The sequence below is a fragment of the Streptomyces sp. ME19-01-6 genome, from assembly GCF_033793745.1.
In the GTDB taxonomy this organism is placed as follows: Bacteria; Actinomycetota; Actinomycetes; order Streptomycetales; family Streptomycetaceae; genus Streptomyces.
This window is the reverse complement of sequence record NZ_JARAXF010000052.1, coordinates 17,448-44,246: the sequence shown is the minus strand read 5'-3', so window position 1 is coordinate 44,246 and position 26,799 is coordinate 17,448. Positions and strand designations below refer to the sequence as shown.

The 26,799-nt window shown below is 68.2% G+C and carries 22 protein-coding genes and 6 pseudogenes; 13 read left to right on the top strand and 15 right to left on the bottom strand.

Translation table 11 applies throughout. From position 1 onward, the window contains the following. The 8 genes and pseudogenes from PV419_RS50625 to PV419_RS50590 all read right to left on the bottom strand — a co-directional run. The coding region (locus PV419_RS50625) for a transposase (protein WP_319700852.1) at positions 1-347 on the bottom strand (347 nt) is incomplete at its 3' end. Then, positions 337-822, bottom strand: a complete 486-nt coding sequence (locus tag PV419_RS50620) for a DUF1801 domain-containing protein (RefSeq protein ID WP_319700848.1) — start codon at positions 820-822, stop codon at positions 337-339. The genes PV419_RS50625 and PV419_RS50620, both read right to left, overlap by 11 nt. Positions 823-880: 58 nt before the next feature. Further along, positions 881-1,546 carry a glyoxalase gene (locus PV419_RS50615; RefSeq protein WP_415925553.1) on the bottom strand — a complete coding sequence of 222 codons (666 nt, stop codon included), beginning with the start codon at positions 1,544-1,546 and terminating at the stop codon, positions 881-883. Then, the gene (locus PV419_RS50610; protein ID WP_319700846.1) at positions 1,546-2,067 is read right to left on the bottom strand and encodes a helix-turn-helix transcriptional regulator; all 522 of its coding nucleotides are present in this window, start codon (positions 2,065-2,067) and stop codon (positions 1,546-1,548) included. The genes PV419_RS50615 and PV419_RS50610 overlap by 1 nt, the downstream gene beginning before the upstream one ends. A gap of 305 nt (positions 2,068-2,372) precedes the next feature. After that, a complete protein-coding gene (locus tag PV419_RS50605) occupies positions 2,373-2,783 on the bottom strand; it encodes a VOC family protein (RefSeq protein WP_319700851.1) in 411 nt (136 codons plus the stop codon). A gap of 197 nt (positions 2,784-2,980) precedes the next feature. After that, positions 2,981-4,045, bottom strand: a pseudogene (locus PV419_RS50600) (Tn3 family transposase); the annotation flags it as partial. An 89-nt stretch (positions 4,046-4,134) separates the two neighbouring features. After that, positions 4,135-5,324, bottom strand: a pseudogene (locus PV419_RS50595) (IS3 family transposase). Positions 5,325-5,653: 329 nt separating this feature from the next. Then, positions 5,654-6,316, bottom strand: a complete 663-nt coding sequence (locus PV419_RS50590; RefSeq protein WP_319700845.1) for a DUF6585 family protein — start codon at positions 6,314-6,316, stop codon at positions 5,654-5,656. 367 nt (positions 6,317-6,683) lie between these two features. On the opposite strand from PV419_RS50590, the pseudogene PV419_RS50585 reads away from it, so the two are divergent. Continuing rightward, positions 6,684-7,126, top strand: a pseudogene (locus PV419_RS50585) (IS6 family transposase); the annotation flags it as partial. A 238-nt stretch (positions 7,127-7,364) separates the two neighbouring features. Here PV419_RS50585 and PV419_RS50580 read toward each other — a convergent pair. Further along, complete coding sequence (locus tag PV419_RS50580) at positions 7,365-8,429, bottom strand: LacI family DNA-binding transcriptional regulator (RefSeq protein ID WP_319700844.1); 1,065 nt, start codon at positions 8,427-8,429, stop codon at positions 7,365-7,367. Between the two features lie 491 nt (positions 8,430-8,920). Between PV419_RS50580 and PV419_RS50575 the strand changes: the two genes are divergently transcribed. The 6 genes from PV419_RS50575 to PV419_RS50550 all read left to right on the top strand — a co-directional run bounded on the left by PV419_RS50575 (position 8,921) and on the right by PV419_RS50550 (position 15,288). Further along, positions 8,921-10,231: an ABC transporter substrate-binding protein gene (locus PV419_RS50575; RefSeq protein WP_415925552.1), complete on the top strand. Its 1,311-nt coding sequence runs from the start codon at positions 8,921-8,923 to the stop codon at positions 10,229-10,231. Beyond that, the gene (locus PV419_RS50570; RefSeq protein WP_319700842.1) at positions 10,228-11,250 is read left to right on the top strand and encodes a sugar ABC transporter permease; all 1,023 of its coding nucleotides are present in this window, start codon (positions 10,228-10,230) and stop codon (positions 11,248-11,250) included. Before PV419_RS50575 ends, PV419_RS50570 begins: the two co-directional genes overlap by 4 nt. Beyond that, entirely contained in the window at positions 11,247-12,134 is an 888-nt protein-coding gene (locus tag PV419_RS50565; protein WP_319700841.1) for a carbohydrate ABC transporter permease, read from the top strand. The genes PV419_RS50570 and PV419_RS50565 overlap by 4 nt, the downstream gene beginning before the upstream one ends. A gap of 44 nt (positions 12,135-12,178) precedes the next feature. After that, entirely contained in the window at positions 12,179-14,209 is a 2,031-nt protein-coding gene (locus tag PV419_RS50560; RefSeq protein WP_319700840.1) for a beta-galactosidase, read from the top strand. A gap of 181 nt (positions 14,210-14,390) precedes the next feature. Then, complete coding sequence (locus PV419_RS50555; RefSeq protein WP_319700839.1) at positions 14,391-14,540, top strand: hypothetical protein; 150 nt, start codon at positions 14,391-14,393, stop codon at positions 14,538-14,540. A 310-nt stretch (positions 14,541-14,850) separates the two neighbouring features. Next, a complete protein-coding gene (locus tag PV419_RS50550; RefSeq protein ID WP_319700838.1) occupies positions 14,851-15,288 on the top strand; it encodes a hypothetical protein in 438 nt (145 codons plus the stop codon). A gap of 668 nt (positions 15,289-15,956) precedes the next feature. Here the strand turns inward: PV419_RS50550 and PV419_RS50545 are convergent. From PV419_RS50545 to PV419_RS50530, 4 genes and pseudogenes are all read right to left on the bottom strand, one after another. Further along, positions 15,957-17,756 (bottom strand): annotated as a pseudogene (locus tag PV419_RS50545) (RICIN domain-containing protein); the annotation flags it as partial. Between the two features lie 34 nt (positions 17,757-17,790). Further along, a complete protein-coding gene (locus PV419_RS50540) occupies positions 17,791-18,039 on the bottom strand; it encodes a hypothetical protein (RefSeq protein WP_319700837.1) in 249 nt (82 codons plus the stop codon). A 664-nt stretch (positions 18,040-18,703) separates the two neighbouring features. After that, a complete protein-coding gene (locus tag PV419_RS50535) occupies positions 18,704-19,705 on the bottom strand; it encodes a glycoside hydrolase family 43 protein (protein WP_319700836.1) in 1,002 nt (333 codons plus the stop codon). 386 nt (positions 19,706-20,091) lie between these two features. Next, a pseudogene (locus PV419_RS50530) lies at positions 20,092-20,780 on the bottom strand (LacI family DNA-binding transcriptional regulator). Between the two features lie 759 nt (positions 20,781-21,539). Here PV419_RS50530 and PV419_RS50525 point away from each other — a divergent pair. Then, a complete protein-coding gene (locus tag PV419_RS50525; RefSeq protein ID WP_319700835.1) occupies positions 21,540-21,776 on the top strand; it encodes a hypothetical protein in 237 nt (78 codons plus the stop codon). A 534-nt stretch (positions 21,777-22,310) separates the two neighbouring features. Here PV419_RS50525 and PV419_RS50520 read toward each other — a convergent pair. Beyond that, positions 22,311-22,883 (bottom strand): annotated as a pseudogene (locus PV419_RS50520) (histidine kinase dimerization/phospho-acceptor domain-containing protein); the annotation flags it as partial. A 100-nt stretch (positions 22,884-22,983) separates the two neighbouring features. On the opposite strand from PV419_RS50520, the gene PV419_RS50515 reads away from it, so the two are divergent. The 4 genes from PV419_RS50515 to PV419_RS50500 all read left to right on the top strand — a co-directional run bounded on the left by PV419_RS50515 (position 22,984) and on the right by PV419_RS50500 (position 25,331). After that, positions 22,984-23,136 (top strand): hypothetical protein, encoded by a 153-nt coding sequence (locus PV419_RS50515; protein ID WP_319700834.1) that lies wholly within the window; start codon positions 22,984-22,986, stop codon positions 23,134-23,136. A 427-nt stretch (positions 23,137-23,563) separates the two neighbouring features. Further along, complete coding sequence (locus tag PV419_RS53665; protein ID WP_415925551.1) at positions 23,564-23,854, top strand: transposase; 291 nt, start codon at positions 23,564-23,566, stop codon at positions 23,852-23,854. Between the two features lie 234 nt (positions 23,855-24,088). After that, positions 24,089-24,799 (top strand): GTP cyclohydrolase I, encoded by a 711-nt coding sequence (gene folE / locus PV419_RS50505; RefSeq protein ID WP_319700833.1) that lies wholly within the window; start codon positions 24,089-24,091, stop codon positions 24,797-24,799. After that, positions 24,786-25,331, top strand: coding sequence for a hypothetical protein (locus PV419_RS50500; protein WP_319700832.1), 546 nt, complete (start codon positions 24,786-24,788; stop codon positions 25,329-25,331). Before folE ends, PV419_RS50500 begins: the two co-directional genes overlap by 14 nt. 71 nt (positions 25,332-25,402) lie before the next feature. Here the strand turns inward: PV419_RS50500 and PV419_RS50495 are convergent, their stop codons facing one another. Further along, a complete protein-coding gene (locus tag PV419_RS50495) occupies positions 25,403-26,203 on the bottom strand; it encodes a uracil-DNA glycosylase (protein WP_319700831.1) in 801 nt (266 codons plus the stop codon). A gap of 207 nt (positions 26,204-26,410) precedes the next feature. Between PV419_RS50495 and PV419_RS50490 the strand changes: the two genes are divergently transcribed. After that, positions 26,411-26,773: a DUF488 domain-containing protein gene (locus PV419_RS50490; protein ID WP_319700830.1), complete on the top strand. Its 363-nt coding sequence runs from the start codon at positions 26,411-26,413 to the stop codon at positions 26,771-26,773. The last annotated feature ends 26 nt before the right edge of the window (positions 26,774-26,799 follow it).

Below are 26,799 nucleotides of genomic sequence, written 5' to 3'. Positions count from 1 at the left end.
GCCTGCTTGCCCAGCGCACCGCAGTACTGGTGGGCGACGCCGACCGACATCCTTCCGTCCTTGGGGAACGACACGTCATCGACCGCCCAGGCGTTTGGGCCGATCTGCGGCACCATCCGCTCGGCGATCCGCCGGCGCACCGGCACCGGATCCCATGTGGACTGGTTCACGAACTGCTGCAGGTTCTGCTCGTTGCCGTCCGGCAGGCGAGCGGCCATGGCCTGGATCGACTTGCGGCGACCGTCCGTCATCAGCCCCCGCAGGTAGCAGTCGCCCTTGGCCCGCTGGTCCCCAACGGCTCGGTCACTTTCGCCGTCGGTCCCGCCCCCTAACGCCTCAGCCCACAGCCTTCTTCACGAGGGCGCTGATGAGCTGTTCGTCGGCCGCGGTCAGCTCTTTCAGGGCGTAGGCGGTCGGCCACATCGCGCCCTCGTCGAGTGCCGCCTGGTCGCTGAAGCCGAGCGTGGCGTACCGCGACTTGAACTTCTCCGCGCTCTGGAAGTGGCAGACGACCTTGCCGTCCCTGGCGTACGCGGGCATTCCGTACCAGAGCTTGGGCGCGAGGTCGGGAGCGGCGGTCTTGACGATCTCGTGGATCCGCTCGGCGAGGACCCGGTCCGCTTCCGGCATCTCGGCGATCTTCGCGAGTACGTCCTGCTCCGCTGCCGCCTCCTTCTCCGCCCGGGACGAACCACGCCGCGCCGCCGTCTTCTTCTGCTCGCGTGCGTGCTCCTTCATCGCGGCCCGCTCCTCGGCGGTGAATCCGTCGTACTTCTCGGCGGTCGTGCCGGAGTTCTCGGCGGGCGACTTCGTGGACGGCATAGCAGATTTCCTCTCGTACAAGGTGAGACACGGCGGTGCGGAAGTACAGAATCGGAAGTCAGGACGGTGTGGGAGCGGGCGGCGCGGCGGCCTCCCAGACGAAGCCGTCCGGGTCGGTGAAGGCGTCGCCGGTGCTGCCGAGGACGATGTGGTGCGAGCCGGTGCCGTCGGCGGGGACGCCGAGGTCCTTGGCCAGCGCGCGGCGCTTGTACAGCGCCAGCTTGACGGGGCTGGACTGACCGGGGGCGAACTCGGCGTACTTGCCGCCAAAGCTCTTGGCCACGGTCAGGCCCCGGCCTATGTAGAACTGCTTGGTAGCCTTCACGTCCTCGACACCGAGCAGCAGGACGACCTCGTCGATCTCGCGGGTGGCGGGGCCGGTGTCCTTCTTCGCCGAGGTCGCGATCTTCCAGATCGTCCCGTCCGGGGCCTGGACGACGCCGCCGTAACCCCACAGCGACTTCGTGGCGGGCTTCAGCACGGCGGCACCGGCGTCCACGGCGGCGGCGACGAAGCCGTCGACGGTGGCCGGCCCGGACACCGTGAGCGCCAGGGTGAAGCCGCGAAATCCAGTCGAGTGCGCCTCGGACGCCCGCAGGCGTATGTACGTGTCCACGCCGAAGGCGCCGTAGAAGCGGCGGGCGGCCTCGGGGTCGGCTACCTCAAGGGTGACGGACGCGAGGATCGTGTGGGCTGTGGTGGAAGTGGTGGTTGCCATGTCCATCACGCTAGGGGCTGGGCGGTGGTCTGGGCTTCTCGATTCCTGACCGGTCTCGCCACTTGCTTGGCCACGCACGCGGGCATCCCCTCCACCGTGATCGCCGAGCCCGCGTCACGGGCCGCATCCGCGGCATCGGCAGAGTCGGACGCAGCATCTGCCGCCTGGCGCCGGAAGGCCCCGGGAGGCACGCCGACCAGCTCGGTGAAGCGGGTGGTGAACGTGCCCAGCGACGCGCAGCCGACCGCGTAGCAGACCTCGGTGACGCTGAGATCGCCCCGCCGCAGCAGCGCCGTCGCTCGCTCGATGCGACGCGTCATCAGATACGCGTACGGCGACTCACCGTAGGCGGCCCGGAACTGCCGACTCAAGTGCCCGGCGGACATGTGCGCATCGCGAGCGAGCGCCTCCACGTTCAGCGGCTGCGCGTACTCCCTGTCGATTCGGTCGCGGACGCGGCGCAGCCGCGCGAGATCGTCCAGGCGCTGCGCCTGGGCGCGTGCACGCCGCCATTCAGGCTTACACATGAAAACCCTCCCCTTTGTCGTTCATCTTCCAATGCCATCGACGTCTTCGAGCGTCTGGGGTGCCGGCCTCGGCGCGCACCCCAGACGCTCGGTGGTGTGGACCGGCCCGTCGGACTCGACCTGCCGGGCGAGCAACCGCCGGACAGCGGGGGGCGGAGTCCGGGCTCATGGCCGGTTCAACGAGGCTCCGGACGCGGCCCTGGCGAGCGGCCGGCAGGGCAGGCACCTCCGCTCTGGTGCGCCGCCGTGCTCCTTATGGGCGGTCGCGATGTCGGCCCGCATAGCCGCACCGATACCCGCAGGGTTCAGCGCAGCTCCTGGATACGGACCAGGTTGCCCGCGGGGTCGCGGAAGGCGCAGTCGCGGATGCCGTACGGCTGCTCGGTCGGCTCCTGGACGATCTCGGTGTCACCGGCCTGTACCTTCTCGAACGTGGCGTCGAGGTCCGGGGTGGCCAGCAGGATCCAGCCGTAGGTGCCCTTGGCCATCATCTCGGTGATGGTGCGGCGCTCATCCTCCGTGATGCCGGGATCGGCGGCAGGTGGGGCCAGAAGGATCGACGTGCCGGGCTGACCGGCCGGGCCGACCGTGATCCAGCGCATCCTGCCTTGCCCGACATCGCTGCGGACCTCGAAGCCGAGGACGTCGCGGTAGAAGGCGAGCGACGCGTCCGGGTCGTCGTGCGGCAGAGAGGTCGTGTGAATGGTGATGTCCATGGCGAGCAGGCTAGACGCGACTCCGTGAGCTGCGCTTCTCGATTCCTGCTCGATCCGGACACGTCCGGACGTTCGCAGGCAGGTCACCCGGAGCGCACTCGCTTCCCGCGACAGCGCACCCGACGCCCTGTCAGCTGCCCTCCAGTGGCAACGGAGGCTCAGCGCGCCGGCCTTGTGCTTGAGCGGGGACAGCCGGGTCACGTCCTCGTCCTTGATCTCGTGGCCTTCGGCGCGCAGCTGGCGACTGCGGCGTCGATGTACCGCGTCGTCCACAGCACCACGGCGTTCAGGACCAGGCCGAGCGAGCCGAGCTGGTCCTCCATCCCGTCCCTGTATGCCTGGTGGATGGTGCCCTTCTTATCGTGGCAGATGTCACGGGCGAGCTTGTGGCGGGATTCCTGGACGGTGAGCTGCTTGTGCATCTGGCGGCGGTAGGTGTCGTCGACCGGGTCGACGACGGCGAGCAGGTGCAGGGTCTTGGCGATGCGTCCGTACTCGGCGAACGCCTGCCCCAGCGGGGTGGGATGCCCCTCGCGGCCGAACATCTGCAGCAGGTCGTAGGCGCGGACCTGGTTGGTGACCAGGGAGCCGGCGACCCGCAACATGTCCCGCCAGTGCGTGATCACCTTGTTCACGTTCACCTTGTTCCGCGCGATCGCCTCCAGCGGCCCGTACCTGCCCGCCGCCTCGGCGCCGGGCATCTGGGCCTTCCAGAACCGCTGGTCATCGAGGTCCTTGAAGCGCGGGGAGAAGCGGTGGCCGAGCAGCTTGAAGATGCCGAAGACCATGTCGGAGTAGGAGGCGTTGTCGGTGGCGACCATCTCCGGCTTCACTCCGCCGTCCAGGTTCAGCAGGGCGTCGAGGATGAACAGGGAGTCGCGCGGGGTGCCGGGCACCACCATCTGCACGATCCCGATGACCTGGTCGTTGATGGCGTTCAGCCAGGTGATGCCGATCTTCTTCGCGAAGTACTTGGGTGAGGGCGAGGCGTTGACGGTGCGGACAGGGACGACGAAGCGCAGGCCGTCGACGGAGGCGAGCAGGCCCTTGCCCCAGTGCTGAACGATGGGCACCTCGGCCTGAGCGGCGATCAGGGCGGCGTTCGCCGCGGCGATGGTGTCGGCGCGCAGGTAGTACTGGTCGACGTGGACCAGCCGGGAGCGGGTCAGGGCCTCGTGGTTCGGGTTGATGACCGGGGTCATGCCGATGTTGCACGCCTCCGACACGAGCAGGGCGACGACCGAGGTGGTCAGGTCCTTCATACGGGTTCTGCCATCGCCCAGGTGCACGAAGGTGTCCAGGAACCCGGTCCAGGCGTGCACGGGCCTTGGCCCTGAAGTCTGGACACGGGTTATGCGGCTGGCGCCAGCGTAGTTGATGTTGTTTCGGACGCTGTCTCGTAAGTGATCGGGCTGCGGTGTCCGAGGCGGGAGTGACGGCGTCGGGTGTTGTAGCGGTGCAGCCAGCGGAACGCGTCGAGGCGGGCTTCGCGCTCGCTGGATCAGTGCTTGCGATCCTGTAGCGCCTCGCGTGTGAACGTCGCGTTGAAGGACTCGGCGAGCGCGTTGTCCGCCGAACTGCCGATCGCGTTCATGGACTGACGGACGCCGGCACTGGCAGGCGTCGGCGAACGCCCGGCTGGTGTACTGGGCGCCGTGGTCGGTGTGCATGACCGCTCCAGCGAGGCTGCCGCGGGTGCGTTCGGCGGCGGCCAGGGCGGCGATGACGAGATCGGTGCGCATGTGATCCGCGATCGTCCAGCCGACGAGGCGGCGTGAGGCGAGGTCGATGACGGTAGCCAGGGAGAGGAACTTCCCGCCGTCCATAGGGAGGTAGGTGATGTCGCCGACGTACTTCGTGTTCGGTTCACTCGCGGTGAAGTCGCGGCCGATCAGATCCGGGGCCTTCGTCGCGGCCGGGTCCGGGATCGTGGTGCGGTGCCTGCGACGCAGCCGCACGCCCGCCAGGCCGATGCTCCGCATCACGCGCGCGATCCGCTTGTGGTTGACCCGCTCGCCGCCGTCGCGGAGCTCGGCGGTGATCCTGGGGACCCCGTAGGTGCCGTCCGACTCGTGGTGCACGGCCCGTATCCGGGCGGCCAGCCGGGCGTCGGCCGCCTGCCGGGCGGCCCGGTCTGCGGCGGTGCGGCGCCAGTGGTAGAAGCTGGAGCGGGCGATGCCCAGGATGGCGCACAGCCGCTTCACGCCGTAACGGCGCTGATGGTCGGCGACGAACTGGAAGCGGTTCAGGAGCCGTCAATTAACTACTGCCTGACTTGATGTTCTCGCGTTCCTCCTCCAGCTCACGGACCTTCCTGCGCAGGGCCGCGTTCTCCGCCTCCAGTGCCGTGGGCGGCTCGGCGGACGCCTCCGCCCGGCGTCCCCATGGCCGACTCGCTCCGGCCGCCCGGACCCAGTTCCGCAACGTCTCCGGGGTCACCCTCAGATCAGCGGCGGCCGACCTGATCGTCGCTGCCGGCCGCGACTCGTACAACGCGACCGCGTCCGCCTTGAACTTCGGCGGATGGTGCTTCATGACCACGGGACATCCGTTCTCCTGGACTCAAGATCCAAGTGTCTCGGGTGTCCAAGATCCAGGGGCAAGCCCCGTCCCGCGCGACCTCCTTGATCGTCTTGTTGGAGGAGTGGGCCAACGCGATCGCGTCCCGCTTGAACTCCTCCGAATTCCGCTTCGAGTACTGACTACCCACCTGGCATTACTTCCTCCGGAACCTCAGGCGTTGGGCCCGCGGCCGCGGTGCAGTGGATCCGCCCGGCGGCCTGGGTGCTGCAGCCGGTGCCCGGGGTGGCGGTGCCGATGGACGACGAAACTCCAGCCGGCCCGTCACCACCGCTCGGACCAGGGGGCGTTCAGCGACCTGCCTGCGCTTCGCGCACCAGGTTGAAGAACGCGGTGAGGTTGGGGACGGCAGAGGTGCTCGCGGTGGCCCAGGCGCGGCGTCGCCCCCGCTCGGTCACCTTGACGAGGCCGCGCTCCAAGGTGACTTGTTCGACCTGGGCCCAGGGCAGCCGCTTGTGCTTGCGGCCGGTCCCGGTGGTGAGCGCACCCGGCTCCAGGACATAGGCGCCGAAGGCCACAGCCTGTCCTTGGCGCATCATCGCCAGCATTCCGGGGAATTGGGCTGCGGCGATCCTCGGGTCGACAAGCTGGCGGAAATCGTCGACGACATTGCGCTCCGTCCGAGTGGACTGGCCCTGGAACCGGTGACTGCGGCCATCATTGAGGCCGATCCAACAGGTGGTGGATATGCCTCGGTAGCTCTGGTTGACGTATCGCTTCACCACGTCCTGGGTAAAGCTGCTCACCTCGTCGTATCGGAAGTGGAAGGGGGCCGGGTCATTGGCGAGGCCGACCACGCTGCCCTGCTCGTACACGACGATCACAAGCTGTTTGTTCTGCCAGGCCTGGAGCCGGGAACCGCCGCTCATGGCGTGCACAAACCCGCCCATGGCGCGGTTCGACGCGATCCCCGAGAAGGACGAGGGCACTGGTATGCCGTCGCTGCGCTGCACGTCATCTCCCACCTGAAGCCGCCGGCCGTGGCTCCGCTCCCCGGTTGGGCAGGCCGACTTCAGCCCGCACCGTACACCAGACGTGAGCCAGAAGCTTGCTCTCCGCTCTCGCACGGCACCTGCCATCCGCCCTACGCCGCCATCGACTGGTCACCCCGGGCACACTGCTGAACTGGCACCGCCGCCTCGTGCGCTGGAAAGGGCGCCAGAGCCCAACGGGACCCGGCCGGCCACCGCTGGCGGAGGAAACTGCGGCGCTCATTCAGCGCCTGGCGCGAGAAAATCCGACCTGGGGGCCTGTCGGCACTGTCACGTTGGCTGACCGGTGGGATGATCTTCTGGTTGATGAGCCCGGGAAGGGTCGTTCGTGGGGAGCGCGTCGCTGTCGTATAAGGGGCACCGGTACCCGGTCGAGGTCTTCTCCCACTGTGTGTGGCTGTACCACCGCTTCCCGCTGTCGTTCCGGGAGGTCGAGGAGCTCATACTCGAGCGGGATCGTCGTCTCCTACGAGACGGTGCGCCGCTGGTGCGCCAGTTCGGGCAGCAATACGCAGGCGCGCTGCGCCGCCGGCAGCCTCGGCCTGGTGACAAATGGCACCTGGACGAGGTCTTCATCAAGATCAACGGGAACAGAAGTACCTGTGGCGGTCCGTCGACCAGGACGGCAACGTCCTGGACATCCCAGGCGCTTCTTGCGCCGCCTCCCGAAGAAGACCCGCACGGTGCCGCGGCGGAGCACAGCGGTTTCTGTCCGCGTTCAGCGGCATCTCGTCCCACTTCCCACTCAGCCGCCATCTGATGCCCGCACACAGCCCGGAAACCGGGCTCCACCACGCCACGACGCACCATCAGGCACCTACCCACCCAACAGCGTGACAGCGCGCAGGGAAGGAGTAGGAAGGGGCGAGCCCGGAGGACGCGTCCACCGCGTAGGAGAACTGCGACGGCGCGGGATCGGACCGGTCGGCCTCTCGGCGGGACAGTCGGTGTGAGTGGCAAAGCATTGCCGGGGGGTGCGGGTGCGCTCCCTGCTGCTGCCGGGGTGCTCTCACGTGGTGCGCCGGCCCGCTGTGTCAGGGTGAGGCGGCGGGGGCGCGGTCGAGCCGCGGACGATGAGTTCGACCGGTGGGTCGCTCGCCTGCGGTAGGTCGGTGCCGGGCTTCTCGATCGCGTGCACGAGAAGGCGGATGCCTTCCCGGGCCGCGGCCTCGAAGGGCTGGCGCACGGTGGTCAGGGGAGGAGAGACGTAGGCGAAAACCGGGTTGCCGTCGAAGCCGACGACACTGATGTCCTCCGGTACGCGACGCCCGCCTTCCCGCAGGGCGTGAATGAGCCCGATGGCCATCTCGTCGCCCGACGCGAAGACCGCGGTCACGGACCTGTCCGAGGCCAGCGCCCGGCCCACGGCATGGCCGGAGGCGGCCGACCAGTCACCGTTGAGCAGCGGCGGCTCGTGCGCGCCCCGCGCCGCGAGCGCCGCCCGCCATCCCTCGATGCGGTCCTTGGTGGCATACCACCGTCGCGGGCCGGCGAGATGATGAACGGTCGCGTGCCCCAGATCCAGCAGATGCTCGGTGGCAGCCCGAGCCAGTGCGTGGGCGCCCACACCCATGGTCACCGTGCGGGTGGCGGTAAAGGCCGGCGGTGCCCCCAGGAAGAGGACGGGGACGTCGACGCGGACGCCGACCTCTCCCTCCACGATGGGTTCGGAGACGACGACGCCGTCCACCCCCTGCTCGAGCAGCGACTCCACGGCGCCGGCGATCCCCGCCGGGGCGCCGTCCGGAGTGTTGACCACGCGGAGCGCGTAACCCGCGTCGCGCACGGCCCGCTCAATATGCACGAGCAGTGAAGCGGTGCCGTACCCGGCGGTGCCCAGGGCGACCACACCGATGGAGCCAGTGCGCCCGGACGCCAGTGTCCTGGCCGCCTGGTTCAGCCGGTAGCCGAGTTCCTCAGCGGCCGCGAGAACCTTCTTGCGGGCCTCCGCCGAGACATAGGGCTCGTTGTTGAGGACCCGGGAAACCGTCTTGCGCGACACCCCGGCCAGCCGGGCCACGTCCGCGCTGCGCGGCACAGAGGAGCCCTCGCTCCGCCCCACCACTGGTGCCATGAAGTCTCCCGACGACCGTACGTCTGCATCGAATGAGGCCAATCGTATGACCACGTGATCTGACCGCGTGGTCATGTCTACGTAGCCCGGGGTCGTACGTCAAGGGTTCCCGCGATATCGATTCCGGCGGACGGGCATCGGATCCGGCGGAGGGAGGCCGTTCTGTCGGGGTGCCGTAGCCGCGAGGGGGCACCTCTCGCCTGGCTATATGCGCTGGTCAGATACTAGATTCTCACTCTCGAGTCCGCTTACGGACGGTGGTTGTCGTTCCCGTCCGGCTGCGGGGTGCCTGACTTTTCGACATGGACGGTCGGCCCTGCGCTCCGGCGGGAGGGGCTTGACAGAGGCTCTCCGATGCGTTCAGTCTTCCTGACAGCCGCCGGTCGCATTTGTTCGATCGTGTTGAGTATTGGTCGCTTGGGCGACCGCTTCCCCGTCACACCCTCGGGTCGACGTGCCGCCTGGGTACGACCGCCCTGTCAGGAGTCGAAATGCATCATTCCTCCCTCGGTCGGCCTATGCCTGCCGCCAGCCGCCGCACCGTCCTGCGCGGTATCGGCGGTGCAGCCGTCCTCGGTGCCGGCATTCCTCTGCTCAGCGCCTGCGGCGGCAGCGGTACCGCCGCGGACCCGAAGACGGTCAGTCTCGGGTCGAACGCGTCGGACGCGGTGCCGAAGAAGGCGTTCGCCGAGGTCTTTTCGGCGTTCAAGAAGCAGTCCGGGATCACGGTCGACGTGAACACGAAGGACCACAACACGTTTCAGGAGCAGATCAACTCCTACCTCCAGGGCACCCCGGACGACGTGTTCAGCTGGTTCGCCGGCTACCGCATGCAGTTCTTCGCGGGCAAGAAGCTCGTCACCCCGATCGACGACGTGTGGCAGAAGATCGGCGGGAACTTCCCCGACGCGATGAAGGCGCTCAGCAAGGGCGCGGACGGCAAGTACTACTTGGTGCCGATCTCCACGTCCCTGTGGGGGGTCTTCTACCGCAAGAGCGTCTTCCGGCAGTACGGCTATGAAGTCCCCACCGCCTGGGACCAGCTCGTCGCCCTGTGCAAGCAGATGAAGAAGGACGGCCTGGTCCCGATCGCGTTCGGCGACAAGGACGCCTGGCCGGCGATGGGCACCTTCGACCACATCAACTTCCGCACCAATGGTTACGACTTCCATGTCGAGCTGATGGCCGGCAAGGCGTCCTGGACGGATGCCAAGGTGCGCACCGCCTTCGACCACTGGGCCGAGATCCTTCCGTATCACCAGGACGGCGCCGTCGGCCGCACGTGGCAGGACGCCGCCCAGACCCTGATATCGAAGAAGGCGGGCATGTACCTGTTCGGCAGCTTCGTGGCGCAGCAGTTCACCCACAAGGCCGATCTGGACGACCTCGACTTCTTCGCCTTCCCTGAGATCAACCCCGCGTACGGCCAGGACACCGTCGAGGCCCCCACCGACGGCTTCATGCTCTCCAAGGCCCCGAAGAACAAGGCCGGCGCGCACAAGCTCCTGGAGTACCTGGGCACGCCGGAGGCCGAGCAGATCTACCTGAAGTCCGACTCGAGTCTCGTCGCCGCCTCCAGCAGGGCCGACACTTCCTCGTACACCGCGCTGCAGAAGAAGGCGTACGAGATGATCTCCGGCGCCAAGCACCTCACGCAGTTCATGGACCGCGACAGCCGGCCGGACTTCACTTCCACGGTGATGCAGCCCGCGCTGCAGAAGTTCGTCCGCGACCCCAAGGGCGTCGACAGTCTGCTGGCGTCGATCGAACGCCAGAAGAAGACCATCTTCGCGGCCGCATGACCGCGCCATCGAAGACCGGTATCGGGACCGGCACCACCAGCACCCCGGGGACGGCCGCCGTGCCACCCCCGGGTCCCCCGAATGACATGACAGCTCAGCAGAAAAAGCGGCTGCGGGTGCCCTCGGGCCACCGAAGGCTGCTCACCCGACGGGACCGCATCACGCTGGGCCTGATGGCGGGCGTTCCGACGATCCTGCACGTGGCGCTCGTATGGCTCACGGCCCTCGCCTCGATCGCGCTGGCCTTCACCACCTGGGACGGCATCGGCTTCGACTCCATCAAGTGGGTCGGGCTGCAGAACTTCCGTGAACTGTTCACCAGCAACCCGCAGTTCTGGCCCGCCGTCGAGCACAACGTCATCTGGTTCGTCGTGCTCATCCTGATCCCGACCCCGATGGGCCTGTTCCTGGCCGTGCAGCTGGACAAGAAGATCCGCTTCAGCCGGGTCTACCAGACCGCGTTCTTCCTGCCGGTCGTGCTGTCGATGGCGGTCATCGGGTTCGTCTGGCAGCTCGTCTACAACCCGGACACCGGCCTGATCAACAGCCTCATCGGGGCCAACAAGCCCGGCCACTACATCGACTGGATCGGCGACCCGGACCTCAACCTGTGGTCCGTCCTCATCGCCGCATCGTGGCGCCACACCGGCTACATGATGATCCTGTACCTGGCCGGCCTGAAGGGCGTCGACCCCTCGCTGCGTGAGGCGTCCGCGCTGGACGGCGCGAATGAGTGGCAGACGTTCAAGAACGTCATCTTCCCGACCCTGCGCCCCACCAACACGGTCGTCCTGGTCGTCACCATCATCGAGGCCCTGCGCTGCTTCGACCTGGTCTTCGTCTTCAACAAGGGCGCCCAGGGCACCGAGTTGCTGTCGATCCTGGTCACCAACAACATCATCGGCGAGTCCAGCCGGATCGGGTACGGATCGGCGATCGCCGTCGTCCTGCTGGTCATCTCCCTCGCCATCATCATCCCGTACCTGATCGCGACCTTCCGGAAGGAGCGGCGCACGTGAGCACCGTGAGCGCGCTCGGAAAGCAGCGCACCCCCGTCCGCCCCGCCCGGATCCTGCTGCACGTCTTCCTCGCCGGCACGGCACTGGCGTGGCTCGCGCCCCTGCTGTGGGCGCTGTACGCGGCCATGCGCCCTTACGGCGAGACCAGCGAGAAGGGCTACGTCTCCTGGCCCGACAAGCTCAGCTTCGACAACTTCACGAACGCGTTCACCCAGTCGGACATGACGCACTACTTCGTGAACACCCTGATCATCGCCGTCCCGGCGGTGCTGCTGACGCTGTTCCTGTCCTCCATGGTCGCCTTCTACGTCAGCCGCTTCGACTTCCGCCTCAACCTCTTCCTGCTGCTGGTCTTCACCGCGGGCAACCTGCTGCCGCAGCAGGTCATCATCACCCCGCTGTACCGCCTGTACCTGCTCATCGACCTGCCCGGCATCACGATGAGCGGCAAGCTGTACGACTCCGCGCTCGGCCTGGTCCTCATCCACGTGGCGTTCCAGTCCGGCTTCTGCGCGTTCGTGCTCGCCAACTACATGCGCTCGCTGCCGCACGAGCTGACCGAGGCCGCGCTCGTCGACGGCGCCTCCGTGTGGCGGCTGTACTGGCAGATCGTGCTGCCGCTGTGCAAGCCGGCGATGGCGGCCCTGGCGACGTTGCTGTCCATCTGGATCTACAACGACTTCTTCTGGGCCCTGGTGCTGATCTCCACCGGCGAGAACATGCCGATCACCTCGGCGCTGAACAACCTCTCCGGCCAGTACTTCACCGACCCCAACCTGGTCGCCGCCGGCGCCCTGCTCACCGCGATCCCCACCCTGATCGTGTACTTCGCGCTCCAGCGGCAGTTCGTCAGCGGCCTCACGCTCGGCGCCAACAAGGGCTGAAACAGGCCTCCTCCTCGTCTCCCACACCTTCCGGAGTACCACCAGTGAGCACCGAACGCTGTCTTCGCCTGCCCGGCATCGCCTACGGCGGCGACTACAACCCCGAACAGTGGCCTGAGGAGGTATGGGCCGAGGACATGGCCCTGATGCGCCAGGCCGGGGTGACCATGGTCAGCGTCGGGATCTTCTCGTGGGCCCTGCTAGAGCCGTCCGAGGGCGTCTGCGACTTCTCCCGCATGGACAAGATCCTGGATCTGCTCCATGAGAACGGCATCGCCGCCGACCTCGCAACTCCGACGGCCGCCCCGCCCGCCTGGTTCTTCCGCGCCCATCCCGAGGCACTGCCGGTCGACCGCGACGGCCGCACGCTGTCGTACGGCAGCCGCCAGACGTTCTGCCCGTCCAGCCCCGCCTACCGGACCGCGGCGCTTCGCATCGCGGGCGCGCTGGCCGAGCGGTACGCCGGGCATCCGGCCGTCGCGATGTGGCACGTCCACAACGAGTACGGCTGCCACAACGCCGCCTGCTACTGCGACACCAGCGCGGCCGCCTTCCGGGACTGGCTGAGGGCGAAGTACGGCAACGACCTGGACGCGCTCAACCACGCCTGGGGGACGACCTTCTGGAGCCAGTGGTACTACGACTGGGACGAGATCCTCCCGCCCCGCCCCACCGGCGCAGACCCCAACCCCACCCACCAGCTGGACTGGCGCCGCTTCTGCTCCGACGAACTGCTCTCACTGTTCACCGCCGAACGTGACGTGCTCCGCCGTGCCGCCCCGGACATCCCCGCCACCACCAACTTCATGGTGGTGCACAACTTCGAGGCCCTGGACTACTGGCGCTGGGCCCCCGAGCTGGACATCGTCTCCAACGACCACTATCTGCGCTCCACCGACCCGGAGTCGGAGGTCGACATCGCGCTCTGCGGCGACCTGGTGCGCTCCCTGGCGGGCGGCCCCTGGCTGCTGATGGAACACTCCACGGGAGCCGTCAACTGGCAGCCCGTCAACCGAGCCAAACAGCCCGGCGAAATGCGCCGCAACGCGCTCGCTCATGTCGCACACGGCGCCGATGGCATCGCCTACTTCCAGTGGCGGGCGGCCAAGGCGGGCGCCGAGCAGTGGCACTCGGCGATGCTGCCGCACGCGGGCACGGACAGCCGGATCTGGCAGGACGTCGTCCAACTCGGCGCGGACCTCAAGGCGTTGGCCGAAGTGCGCGGCAGCACCAGCCCCGCCCGGGCCGCCATCGTCTGGGACTGGAACGCCCGCTGGGCCATGGAACAACCTTCCCAGCCCAGCGGTGAACTCCGCTTCCAGGACCTGGTGAGGTACTGGTACGCACCGCTGTGGAAGGCCGGCGTGGCGGTCGACTTCGTCCGTCCCGACACCCCCGACCTCGACCGCTACCAGCTCGTCCTCGCCCCGAGCCTGTATCTGGTCGATGACGCGGGAGCGGCCAACCTGGCGGCGTTCGTCGAGGGCGGCGGCACCCTGGCCGTGGGCTTCCACAGCGGCGCGGTGGACGAGAACTGTCACATCCGCCTGGGCGGTTACCCGGGCGCCTTCCGGCAGATCCTCGGAGTGCACGGCGACGAACCGTTCCCCCTGCTGCCCGGCCAGTCGGTCGGCCTGGCCGGTCAGGTCCCGCAGGACGCGACCGCCGACCTGTGGACCGAACGCCTCCGGCTCGCCGGGGCGGAGTCCATCGCCACGTACGCGGACGGACCGTTGTCGGGCGTCCCGGCCATCACCCGCCACACGTACGGCAGTGGCACCGCCTGGTACCTCGCCACCCACCCGAACCCCACCACCCTGTCCGCGATCCTGGAGCGCATCTGCCAGGAGGCGGGCGTGCGCCCGGAGCGTGAGGTTCCGGCCGGCATCGAGGTGGTGAGGCGGCGCGGCACGGATGCCGACTACCTCTTCCTGATCGACCACGCCGGCCACGGCGCCGAGATCCCCGCCGACGGGCTCGAACTCCTCACCGGCAAACCGGTCGTGGGCTCGGTCACTGTCCCCGAGGGAGGCGTGGCTGTCGTCCGCGAGCCAATGGCCGAACCGGAGCGGTGAGTGAGGTGTTGGGGGTTCCGTCCGTGTGCCGGTCTTCCCTTGCGTACTGACCCGTCTCCTCAGGAGCGCGGTGCGCCAGTGACGACCTCGACAGCTTCGGACTGCGCCGGGACTCGCCAGCTCTGTGCGGCCTGGAGAACCGTTTCGTTGCCCAATTCCGCTGAGGAAGTGAGATTGGACGATGGAACCAGTCCGTATGCCCGCCCTGCCGTTCGAGTTGACGGCGCGCGGCCCGGCCGTGGCCCGGTGGACCACTAACGGAACGTCGCTGGAAGTGGTCTCGGCGGCGAAGAGCGACCTGTTCATCGACCCCACCGCCACGCGCGTCTGACGGGGGCCGACCCAATGCAGATGCGATCCTTCTTGGCCACCGGTCTCATCCTGACGGATTCCACGGTGCTGGACCTGCCTGGACGGCGCGCCGACGCGGAGTGGTGCGCCTGGATCGTCGGGCTGTGAGGCGCAAGCTTGCCCGGCATGGCGGTGTTCGCCCCTGTGACGGAACTGGTTCGCCCCAGGGGACGGGCATCCGCAGTGCCGCCGGTCCGTGCGATCCACGGGCCGTCAACCTTGGGCCGCCGGCGGCCGTCGCCGCACCTCCACCCGCCGCCTCGTCTTGGCGGTGGCTTTCCCGGGGCCGCTTGGCGCAGTCACAGGTCGCATTCTCGGTCGCCACCCCGATCCAGCACCACCATGACTACGCCATGTACCAGTGGAACCAACCCACCGAGACGAGGGCGGAGGATGTCATCGGCTGCGATGTGCTCCATTTCGACGGCGACTTGATCGACAGCGCGGTGATGTTCATTCCCGGCTTCGAAGCCCTCAATGTGCCCGGTCACGACGGTCCCCAGGGTCCGCAAGTCAACAAAGGATATGGGGACGGAGAGCTGAAAGCGGTCGGAGACGTTGCCATTGACCCGCAGCAGGCGGGTGACGGCGTCAACCAACTGTTCCAGGTCGGCACCAGGTCTTCAGGATGCCCAACGTGGCTCCGGCAGGGCATGATCCAGCATGGCGACGATGTATGGGGGAGCGGCCAGGGCGTCGACCGACACGAGCTGCGGCTGCCGGTCTGACCTGGCGCCGGTCCTGCTGCCCCGCGCACTACTGCCCGTGCCGCGCGCGAACGAGCCCGCACGGGTCGTCGAACGTCCACCCGGTTGGTCGGCAGCCCCTCGACTTCCCTTGCGGGCGAACAGCGGTCACCCTTGGCCCGCTCATCCTCTTGCGGTGCGCGAGGCGAACAGATCCGCTACGAACAACGCCAACTTGACCCGTATACGGTTCACTTGCTGTGCGCCCACACACAACATGCTCCTGAACAGGTCCCAGCCAGGGAGACCTAATGGAGTCCTACCAGGGCCCAGGTGGGGTGAGCCGACTCGTCGGCTCACCCCACCTGAGATCAATGTTCGGTGGCAGTAGCCCGAACGGAAGCCGAATCCCACATCAGCGGTGTGTCGTCGAACACCACGGCGATCTTGACCCGCTTCCCGGCTGCGAGAGTCTTCGGAAGCGTCACGCTCCCCTTCTGAGACTCGTCGAAGGAGACCGGGCCGAGGTCCGTGACCTTCCCGTCGGCCGCGAACCCGTAGACACGGCCGTTCATGTTCGCGTGCGAGGCCGTGCCCGCGGGATCCGACGCGGCGGCGTTCAGCGACACGGTGGCGTTCTTTTCGACGATGCCGGCGATCAGGTGGTTCGACTTCCTGTCCTTCGTCAGGTCCGCGGAGGTCGGAGCCTGCTGGACGAGCCGCCACTCCTGCGAGCCGTCCGCGACGGCATTCTGCAAGGTCAGCGGCGCTCCACGGGATGCGCCGGTCAGGTACACATTGGTGTTCTTGACGGCCTGGAACTTGTAGTACCCGCCGTCGGTCTTCACGACGTTCCAGCTGCCCGTGGCGCTGAAGTCGACCCACTGGCCGATCCGCTGGCCGACCGTCGCGTTTCCTGTCCAGATGGATGCCGCGCGGCCGCCCGACTTGTTCAGCAGCGTCACGCCGCCCTTCGGCTCGGTCATCACATGCCAGTACTGGGTGTCCTTGTTCGCCGCCGAGCCGGCGTCCTCCAGGCGGACGTCGGGGACGTCCCCGTTACCGATGTTCGCGTCGTTGGTCTTGCCTCCGGTACCGATCACCTGGCCGGTCTTGCGGTTTACGAGCTGGTAGTAGGCGCCCTCCGAGTGGCCGAGATCGACCTCGGCGTAAGCGATCGCCGATATGCCCTGGTGCCGGAGGATCGAGATGCGGCCAGTGCCCTCGACGTACTGCAGGTTGCGGGTGTAGCCGGCTCCCAGGGGCGTTTGGTACTCCTTCCACACGCCGTCGCTGCGCCCGCTCTCATTGACCCAGACGTTGCCGCTGCCGGCGGCGTTGTACACCAGGCGCCCGTCGGGAAGCCTGATGATGACCGGGCTGCCGCCGGTCGCGAGGGGGCGGGAGCCGGCGGCGACGGGCAGTGAGGTGACGGGGTTGCCCGCGGAGCCCGCGTAGAACTTCAGGGGGTCGTCGGCGATGACGTACCTGGTGTTGACTCCGCCGCCCCAGTACTCGTAGGGCAGGATCCACTTGCCATCCGTCGTCGGGACGACGTTCGTCATGCCGGGCCGTCCGCCTCCGATCTCCGTTTTGCCGCCGCCCATGTCCTGGGTCAGTCCCGCGACGTCGACGACGGGGTCGCTCCACTTCGAGCTTCGGCCGTCCCAGGTCTTGTGGACGAGAATCTGGCCGTGCGAATCCGTGGCAGTGTCGTTCTCGGGGTCCAGTGTCGGCACGCCGGTGACCGGGTCGAAGCCGATGTAGTCGTTCTCGTCGGAGTAGTAGCAGACGAGCTGGCCCTTGTGGACCATCAGGTACGGCTCCCAGAGGGGATCCACCTGCTTGTACGTGTTTGCGGCGGCGACGTTCTTACCGATCGCGCCCGCGCTGCCGCCCTGCCAGCCGCCTGTGGCGATGACGTTGACGACCTTCCACGTCACGCCTTCGTCGGTGCTGGAGTACAGGGCCATCGCCATGTCGCTGCGGTCACCGTCGTTGGACGGCGTCCAGTTCGGGTCGGCCGCCTTGTGCTCGAGGTAGTAGTGGTCGTCGCCCGTCACGACGCTGGCGAGGAGCAGCGTGCCCGCTTTGAGCTCGCCGACGTCCTGAGGAAGCGCGTAGAGGAACGGTGCCCCCCAGTTGCTCTTGTACTTGGCGTAGCGGGGATCGCGGGAGAGGTACGCCGGAGCCTTGACCTCGGACAGCGGCTGCCACGACGATCCGTAGTCGTCGCTCTTGTAGACCGGGAGAGTCTCTCCGTCGGCGCTTCCCGTCTCCGGCACGACCGTGGCCTTCTCGAACGACGCGACGAGACGCCCGCCCGGCAGCTGCGCCGACTTCGCGTAGATCGCGCAGTTGCCCCGCCCCTTCAGGCACGGCTCGTTCCCGAGCTGGTAAAGGATCCCTCCCGCTGGGTTGTACGCCTGCGCGCTGCCCATGGGCAGCGCCAGCATGGCAGACGCTGCCATGAAGGTTCCCAGCGCCTTACCGAGCCTTCTTCTGTGCATAGCTCCTCCTTTGGGGATGCCGACGACCCTCGTCCTAGGCCGTCGGCGCGTTTGCGGTGACGAACGTCCGCACGTTCCACGCGCCGAGCTCCAGCGCCGTGCCTGCGGGGATGCAACTGCCGTCCAGGACGTCGGACAGCTCCACCGGAGCGGCGACGTCGGCCGGCTCCCAGCTCCAGTTATGGATCACATGGCGCGGTGTCCCTCTGGGCTCGTCCCGGTCGTCGCGGTGACGGTCTCCCGCAGCTCGCGTCAGCCGCTGATCGCGGAGGGCATCAGCCATTCGGCCAGCGCCCGCGCGAGGCTTTCGGCCCGGCACCGATGCGACGTATGTGATGTGCCCTCCCCGTGGCGGCGGGTGGCGGCCGCGGGCCGGCGGCCGAGTGAGCCAAGGCGGTCTCGTACGCCCGGCCGCGAGCGTTGTGCCGCGCGGCCGATCAAAAGTGATCAGTTGATGGTTGGTGGTCCCTCCGCTGACAGGGGGTGCGTGCGCCCCGCCGCGCAAGCGGGAGGCCGCGCGCCGCCCGCGCCCCGGGGCCCTCCGGAGCGCGGTGGCGCTGTCGAGGCACCGAGGATGCGTTCGACCGGCGGGTCGTTCACCGACTGCAGTTCCCCGTCCGGCTCTTTGAAGGCCTGCACCAGAAGGCGAAGTCCTTGTGCGCCACAGCGTCGAACGGCTGACGCGTCTAGGTCAGGCGATGGGTCACCCAGGGGAGGCGGGCTGTCGTCGCAGCCGAGGACACGGGCTTGGACAACGCGAGCAGGAAGGCGTCCGTCAGCACGCGGATCAGACCGATGGCCAAGTCGCCTCCACTACGGGCGGCTGCTGCGTGCCGGAGGACCGCGCACCGGCATCCGAGCCTGGCCCGGGCGGCGAACCACCGCTGCGGGCCGGGCGAGGCGCCAGGTGTTCGGGTCCACCGACAGCCAGCGGTCACACGGGGGCGTCACCCGCCGCCATCGAGATCGGTACGCTGGCGGAGCACCCGGAGTTCGTGGCCGAGAAGCTGCATCTCGTACAGCTTCCCGCGCGCGTTGTTGAAGGGGCGGTGGAGGACCATCATCAGCTGGCCGTCGAAGGTGTGGAACAGCATGCCGTGACCGCTGTCGTTCCGGACCAGCGGCCGACGCTGGCTCCATGGCCCCTTGATGTTGCCGGACTTCGAGACGGCATAGGTCTGCACATAGCGGCCGCCGATGGTGCCGTCCTTGTTGACCAAGTTCTTTTCGTACGTCGACCACAGCATGATCAGGGAGCCGTCAGGGCCGCGGTAAAGCTGCGGGCCGTCGGTCACGTAGGGCGGGAGCTGGTTCGGTACGCCGCTGGGGATTTGCTCGCTGGTCCAGAACGCGTCCGAGGCCTTGAACAGGTAGGTCGGGTCGCCGACCGTTTTCGACAGATCCGGAGCCAGCCGGATCGCTTCCATGGTTCCGTCGATGGTCTGCAGCCACTCGTGCGCGTACACCATCCAGGGCTGCCCGGACGGGTCGACGTACAAGGTCCCGTCGAGGGTCATGAGGTTCTCGGGCGGAACGGGGCGTGAGGGGTCGAGGACGGTGAAGGGCCCCAGCAGCGAGTCGGAAACAGCAATGGTCGTGCCGCGCATGTAGTTCCCGATCGGAAACGGCGTGCCCCACTGGTTGGGTGGTGGTATCGGAAGCGGCTTGTTCTGGTTGTGCAGGGTGGTGAACAGGTAGTACTTGCCGCCCCACTCGTGTACCTCCGGCGCCCATCCGCCGTCGGTCGTCCAGATGCCCTTCTGTTCGGCGGCGAGGAAGACCACGACGGGGCGCTTCCAGGCGCGCAGGTCGTGGCTGCGGTAGACCATCGTGCCGGTGCCGGCGACACCCGAGACCGACCGGTCGTTGGACGTGTAGAGGTAGTAGGTGCGAGTCTTCTTGTCGGCGACGATGAACGGGTCGTGCAGGGGCATGTCGGGAAGCCGCATGAGATCGGTGTCAGCCGCGGTCGACGATGTCGTTGACGCGCCGTCGGCGGGGGTCGCCGCGGATGACGGAGAAGCGCCGAGGACGGATGCGGCGGCGGCCGCGCCAGAGGCTACGACGAAGTTACGTCGGGATTGAGGCAAGGTAGTTCGACCTTTCCGGGAGATGTGGGAGGCGAGCGCGCCTGCTGATCTGGTGACGAACCCATGACGTGCGGCATGGGCTCTTCCGGGTGTGCCAGCCTCCTCTTGCCGGCGGGGCTTGCTCGCCTGCGTGGGAGCTGACGCAATGTCAGTAGCTTGATCAGGCCTATGACCGTCGTGATGGGTGAGAACGTGACGATGACGTGCGCTGACCAACTGAGGAGGATGGGGGGTGTAGTCGAGGCTCAATCGACGAGTTCGACCGGTAGGTCGCTCGCCGGTGGCAATTGGGTGTCGGGCTCTTCGACGGCGCGGACGAGAAGCTTGAGTCCTTCCCCGGCTGCGGCGGCGAATGGCTGGCGCACAGTGGTCAGGGGTGGGGTGACGTAGGCGAAGACGAGGTTGCCGTCGAAGCCGATGACGCTGACGTCGTGGGGCACGCGTCGACCGGCTTCTGTCAGGGCGTGGAATCAGGCCGATTGCCATGTCGTCGCCCGAGACGAAGACCGTGGTCACCCCGGGGTCGGCGGCCAGTTTGCGGCCCGCTGGGTAACCGGACGCGGCCGACCAGTCGCCTTCGACGCATGGCGGTTGGTGCCTGCCGCGTGCCGCCAGAGCTGCCCGCCATCCCTCGACACGGTCCTTGGCGGCGTACCGGCGCAGCGGTCCGGCAAGGTGGTGGACGGTGTGGTGCCCCAGATCGAGCAGGTGGTCCGTGGCGGCCCGCGCCAGCAGATCGGCGCCGACCCCTGCCGCCACCGCTCGAGGCGAATTCTTCGGCTGCTTCGATGACGCGTCGCCGTACGTCGTCGCAGAGATAGGGCTCGTCGTTGAGGACCCTGGACACGGTCTTGCGTGAGAGGCCGGCCAGTTGGGCGACATCAGCACTGCGCGGCACGGTGGGGCTCCCGCCCCGTCCTACCACTCGTGTCATGGTGTCTCCTCTGGCCGAACGCGGGAACCATCAAGGTCAGCTGTATGACCGCGCGGTCATTGTCTACGCAGTCAGAGACGGCGCGTCAAGGGTGTGCGCACGGTTTCCTTCAACCACGCGCCCTCGGCGAGAAGCGGGGAGTCAGGCGTCGGACGACGCCCTGCCTGCGGCGCAAAACTGCATCTGACCAGCGCATCCGCCCCTCCGAAGCGTCCTTGTCGCCCCTGAGGCCGAACATGTGGAGCCCCTGTGGGACGCGGCGCCGGCTTCCGGGCGGCCGTCTTGGTGCAGTTCGCGTACGCGCCCCGTCGAACGACCGCCTTGACAGGAGGTCCCCAGAGGGTCTTATGTTCTTGGCGATTGGTGATCGCTGTTTAATCGCGTTTGGTTCTGCTCGCTTCAAGTCACTATGGAGGCGCCCCGTCAGGAGGTGAAATGCACTATTTGCCCCCTCGGTCGGGTCGGCACAGGTGCAAGCCGCCATAGCCGTCCGTCCTCGCCCTCGTTCAGGTGCCTTCACCGCCTCGGGGAAGTTGCCGCCGATCCTCTGTCAACCGTCGTCGATCGGAGTGGTGAGCTTCTTCGCCGCGAAGGACTGCATGCGGTGACCGGCGAGCCGGTTGGACACTTCGGCAACATCTGACGCGTACGCGGCGCATGTCGGAGTGGCGCCAGAGCGATGGGCAAGCGCCCGCATCCCCCTCACCTTCAAGGCCCCAGCCACGCCTGCCCGCTTGCTCTCCGTTCCGCGGCGGCCACATGGGCACCGTGGTGATCTCGCCGAATGCCTCCATGTTGCGCAGCCACGCGTGGACGACGGTCCCGGTGAGCGGGAACGGCTGGTCCGGTCGGGCCGATGCCCTCGCCCTGGGCGGGCTGGAGCAGCTTGTCCTTCGCCGTGCGGGGCAGTTCTGTATGCCCGCAGCGCTGATGACCGGCGGTCTGCTGCAGAATCTGAGCAACGACCTCGACGTCGAGGACGACGATGAGACGTGACCGCGGGGCCAGTTTGTGCCCTTCTGGGCTGCCGCAGGGCACGGTGTGGCCCCGTAGCGCTCCAAAATGAGGCTGTTCCTGACGTCTCGATCCTCTGCGGCCAAGAACGCGGAGATAACGCGGAGATACTGATCCTGCGCGAACGCCGGATCGTCTCACCGCGCACCCTGCTGGCCTGGCACCAGCGTCTGGTGAAGCAGAAGTGGACGCAGTCGCCGTCTACCGGGCGGCCGCCCCTGCCGGAGGAAATCCGCGACCTGATCATCCGGCTCGGCGCCGAGAATCCCCGTTGGGGCTTCCGGCGCGTGCACGGCGAACTGCGCCGCCTCGGGCACAAGGTCAGCCCGCCGTCGTCCGTCGGGTGCTGCGTGCCGCCGGTCTCGGTCCCGCCCCGCGCCGCCAACCGGCGCGCGGTGAGTGGGCCGCGTTCCTCAAAGCCCAGGCCAGCGGCCTGCTTGCCACCGATCTCTTCCATGTCGACACCATCGGCCTACAGCGGCTCTACACGCTGTTCATCATGGAGGTACGCACCCGCAGGTCTTCGGCGAGAGCGTGGAGGCGGCGGGTCTGTCGTGCGGCGGTGGTGGCCGCGGCGGGCCAGTCGGTGCGTTCCGGGTAGGCGAGCGCGACTTCCAGGCCGGCCAGCAGTGTGGTGAGGGGGCTGCGTAGTTCGTGGGCGGCGTCCGCGACGAAGCGGCGTTGCTGGGCGGCGGCGTTGTCGAGGCGCTGGAGGGTGGTGTTGATGGTGGTGGCCAGGGCGGTGATCTCGTGTCCCGTGGCGGGGACGGTGACGCGTTCGCGGGGGTCGCTCCCGGTGACCGAGGCGGTGAGGACGCGGATGGCTTCGACCGGCCGCAGCGCGATTCGGACGGCGAAGTAGGCGACGGCGGCGATCACATCGAAGGCGTCCATGCCTCCGCCGTAGGCGACAGCGGAGCGCCGGCCGCTCGCGACGACCTCGTACGGCACGGCGCTTCTGCGAACGGGAACGACACCCTCGTTCAGCTGATCGACGAGAGCCCAGAGCTGTTCCTGGGCTTGTTCTTCGGCGATCTGCGTGCTCTCGCGGCAGACGTCGCGGTGTACCCACCAGCCGATGCTGACCATTAAAACTGGCGGTACTGAAAGTGAGTTGGACGGTCCTGCGCAACCGGGTTCTCGACCAACAGCAGGTGACGCGGTCTGCCCGAGGTGGTACGCCGGAGGCATGCGGTATCCGGGCGGGGGCGGGCTGACCGCCGAGCAGCGCAAGCGCCGTGAAGAGGTACGGATGCGGGCCGTCGACCTCTTCGAAGAGGACGTGAAAGTTCCGTGGATCGCCCGGGAGTTACGGGTGAGCGAGAAGTCCGTCTACCAGTAGCGCCGTGCCTGGAAGGCGGACGGCAGGAGGCCCTGCATTCCAAGGCGGCGCCGGGCCATGCCCGCCCGCCCGGCCAGCCGCCCCGAACGCGACGAGGACGCGGTCACCGCCTGGCGGGAGGCGACCTGGCGGGAGGTAAAACCACGCGGGCGGCGACCGGCGCGTTCATCTACTGCGAGGACGAAGCGGGTGTGACCGGCCGTCCGCCCAAGCAGCCGGCGCGGGATCACCCCGAGGGTCAAGGTGTCCGGCCGCAGCCGGGGGCGGCTCTCGGTGGCCGGGCTGTTGTGCTACCGGCCTGCCCGCCCGCCTGTGCTACCGGCTGCGTCGGCATACCGGCCGCAAGGGCGAGCGCCGCTCGCTCGACGAGAGCGACTACATCCGCCTGCTCGACGGCGCCCACCAGCTGCTGAAGGCCCCGCTGATCGTGGTGTGGGACCGGCTGAACACCCACATCTCCAAGACGATGAAGGCGCTCGTGGCGGAGCGCGAGTGGCTGACCATAGTGCTGCTGCCCGGATACGCGCCCGAGCTGAATCCGGTGGAGGCCCTGTGGGCGCACATCAAACGGAGCCTGGCCAACGTGGCCGCCCGCACCCTCACCGAACTGGAGACTCTACTCCGCAGACGGCTCGAGGCGCTCCAGTACAGGCATGGTGTCCTCGGTGGATTCCTCGCCGGAACGGGCCTCGATCTCGACAGACCGGACGGACCCTAATTCGCCGAAGTCAGTAGGTAGCCCGTGCAGACACTGATCAAACCGGGCAAACACCCATCTGTGGCGCGGACGGTCCCGGGGTGCACCGTCACCGCGGTCACTGCATGATCAAGGAGCCGGAGTACGGCAGCGCACGGACGGCCGGTGCGAGAGCGACCGCCATGATCCCGGCCCGAGCGTGCCGGAGTCAGGACGGCCGCGGGCGAACAGACCTCCACCAGAAAGTGACGACAGGTGAGTGACCAACAGCAGCCACCCAGCCAGGCGCCGAAGGTCGGCGGCCTGGCCGGCGACGACATCGGATACGACAGCGAGGAATGGGCCGCCGTCCGCCCCCGGCGCATCGCTCCCGAGCAGTGGCAGCAGTTCGAGGGCTACATGCGGGAGATCTTCACCGCGCTGGGGATGCCCGTCGGCTCCCCCTCAACCGCCGATACCCCGCGTCGCTTCCTGCGCGCGCTGTTCGAGGCGACCAGCGGATACGAGGGTGACGAGAAGCTGGTCACCGCGTTCCCGACCGAGTGCCGCGGCGGCCCGGACTGCCGCATCAGCCAGGTGGTGGAGGGGCCGATCCCGTTCTTCGCGCTCTGTGAGCATCACAGCCTGCCGTTCTTCGGCACCGTCTACGTCGGCTACATCGCCCACGAGCGCATCCTGGGCCTGTCCAAGCTGACCCGGCTGGTACGGCTGTTCGCCCGCCGCTTCTCAGTGCAGGAACGCATCGGCCAGCAACTGGCCGACGCGCTGGTACGCATCCTCCAGCCGCACGGCGTCGCCGTGCATGTGGAGGCGGTGCACCTGTGCACCCAGATGCGCGGCGTCCGCGAGATCGAGTCCAGCACCCGCACCACCTACTGGCGCGGCACCTACGACACCGAGGACCAGCTGAGGACGGAGTTCTTCGACCTGTGCGGGCCCAGGAACACCGGCCGTGGCCGGACCTGACACCTCTCCCACGGCTCCGGTGCCCCACGCCGAGCCGTTGGTACGCCTGTACGAGGAGGCGGGGCTGCACCACTGGAGTCTGCCGCCGGCGCTGGCCGCGCTCTACGGAGGCGATCTCGGCTTCCCCGAACCGTGCCTGTATACCAACTTCGTCGCCTCGCTCGACGGAGTGGTGGCGCTCGGCCCGGAATACCCCTCGTCCGGTCACCTCCCGCGAGTGCTCGACACCATCCGCGCCCGCGGACACGCCACGATCCTCTCCGCGACAGGCCCGCGCCTGGTCGGGCAGCTCGTCGGCGCCGGCATCCTGAACGAGCTGTTCCTGACTCTCTCGCCCGTGCCGGCCGGCCGCGAAGGCAGCATCCGTGACGGGCTGATCGCCGGGCTCGAGCTGCTCCCGATGCGGCACGAGGCAGCCGGCCTGATCAGCGCCCGACGGCGGGCGTCCTATCTGTTCCTGCGCTACCGACTGCCCAGCCGGCACCCTTCGGCCGGCGACGGACACCCAGGAATAACTGGAGTCGCACGGTGAACCAAGCCGCCCATGCCTCCCCGGCCTGGACAAACGGCAGCCCCTCACACTGGGGATCAGAACCAACCGTGTCAGGAGGGCGTGCCGGCCTGCGGGTGCTGCCGTTCCCGTGGCAGCCCGGCGATTACGGCGCCCCGGTGAAGCACGTCGCGGAGCATGGCGGGGGTCAAAGTCCGGGTGGACATGTTGCGCTGGCTGGGGTGGTACCCGCCGATCAGGTGCACGTGCTGTTCACCGGCCGCGTCGGTGAGGAGGGCTTCGGCGCCGTGGCCGAAGGCCGGGCGGGGGTGGGGCAGCCGCCAGCCCGCGTCCGCCAGCACGGGCAGCAGCGCCTGCCAGGCGAAGCCGCCGAGGACCACGACGGCCCGCAGGGTCGGGTGCACAAGGTCCAGTTCGCGGGCGAGCCACGGGCGGCAGGTGTCGCGCTCAGTGGTGGTGGGCCGGTTGTCGGGCGGGGCGCAGTGCACCGGTACCGTGATCCGCACCCCGTACAGCTCCAGCCCGTCGCCCCGGTGCGTGGCCGTGGGCTGGGAGGCCAGTCCGATGTCGTAGAGGGCGGCGTACAGCGCGTCGCCGGACGGGTCACCGGTGAAGATCCGCCCGGTGCGGTTGCCGCCGTGCGCGGCCGGAGCCAGACCCACGATCGCCAGCGCCGCGTCCGGCGGGCCGAAACCGGGTACGGGACGCGCCCAGTACTCCCAGTGCCGGAACGCCCTGCGCTTGACTCTGGCGGCCTCCTCGCGCCAGGCCACCAGGCGCGGGCAGGCCCGGCAGGTGGCCACCACCGCGTCCAGTTCGCCCGGGGAGCTCACCCGGGGAGCCGTCCGCGCGGGAAAATCGGGTGACTCGGGCGGGGGACGTCTGCTGGACACCTCGTGCTCCTCGTCATTACGCGTACAGGACGCCGTCCCTTGCACCTGGGCGCCACTGGTGGCGCTGACCCGCCAGGATCCCGACCGGTTCGCATGAGCTGTCCCCGATAAAATGGGCGAGTCGGGACCATCCGCTTCGCGGCAGTGCACGGAGTTGCACACCCCGCTCAAGGCTGGGGCGGCCGACCGATCTGGAAGGGCACCGTTATGGCCAAGCAGATCACCTATCGCCGAGTTTACGAGGAGACGGCGCCGAAGGACGGTAAGCGGGTGCTGGTCGACCGGGTGTGGCCCCGGGGCATGCGCAAGGAGGACGCGCATCTGGACGAGTGGCTGCGTGATGTCGCCCCCTCCAGCGAGCTGCGCAAGTGGTACGGCCATGAGCCCAGCCGCTTCACCGAGTTCCGCCGCCGCTATCTGGCAGAACTGCGCGATGCCGGGCACCGCGAGGCGGCCGAGCATCTGCGTGAGGTGGCGGCGCACGACAAGCTCATGCTGCTGACCGCCACCAAGGATGTGGACCACAGCCAGGCCGCCGTTCTCGCCGAGTGGCTGACCAAGAGCCGCTGACAAGCACGTCAGACGTCGGCGGTGGC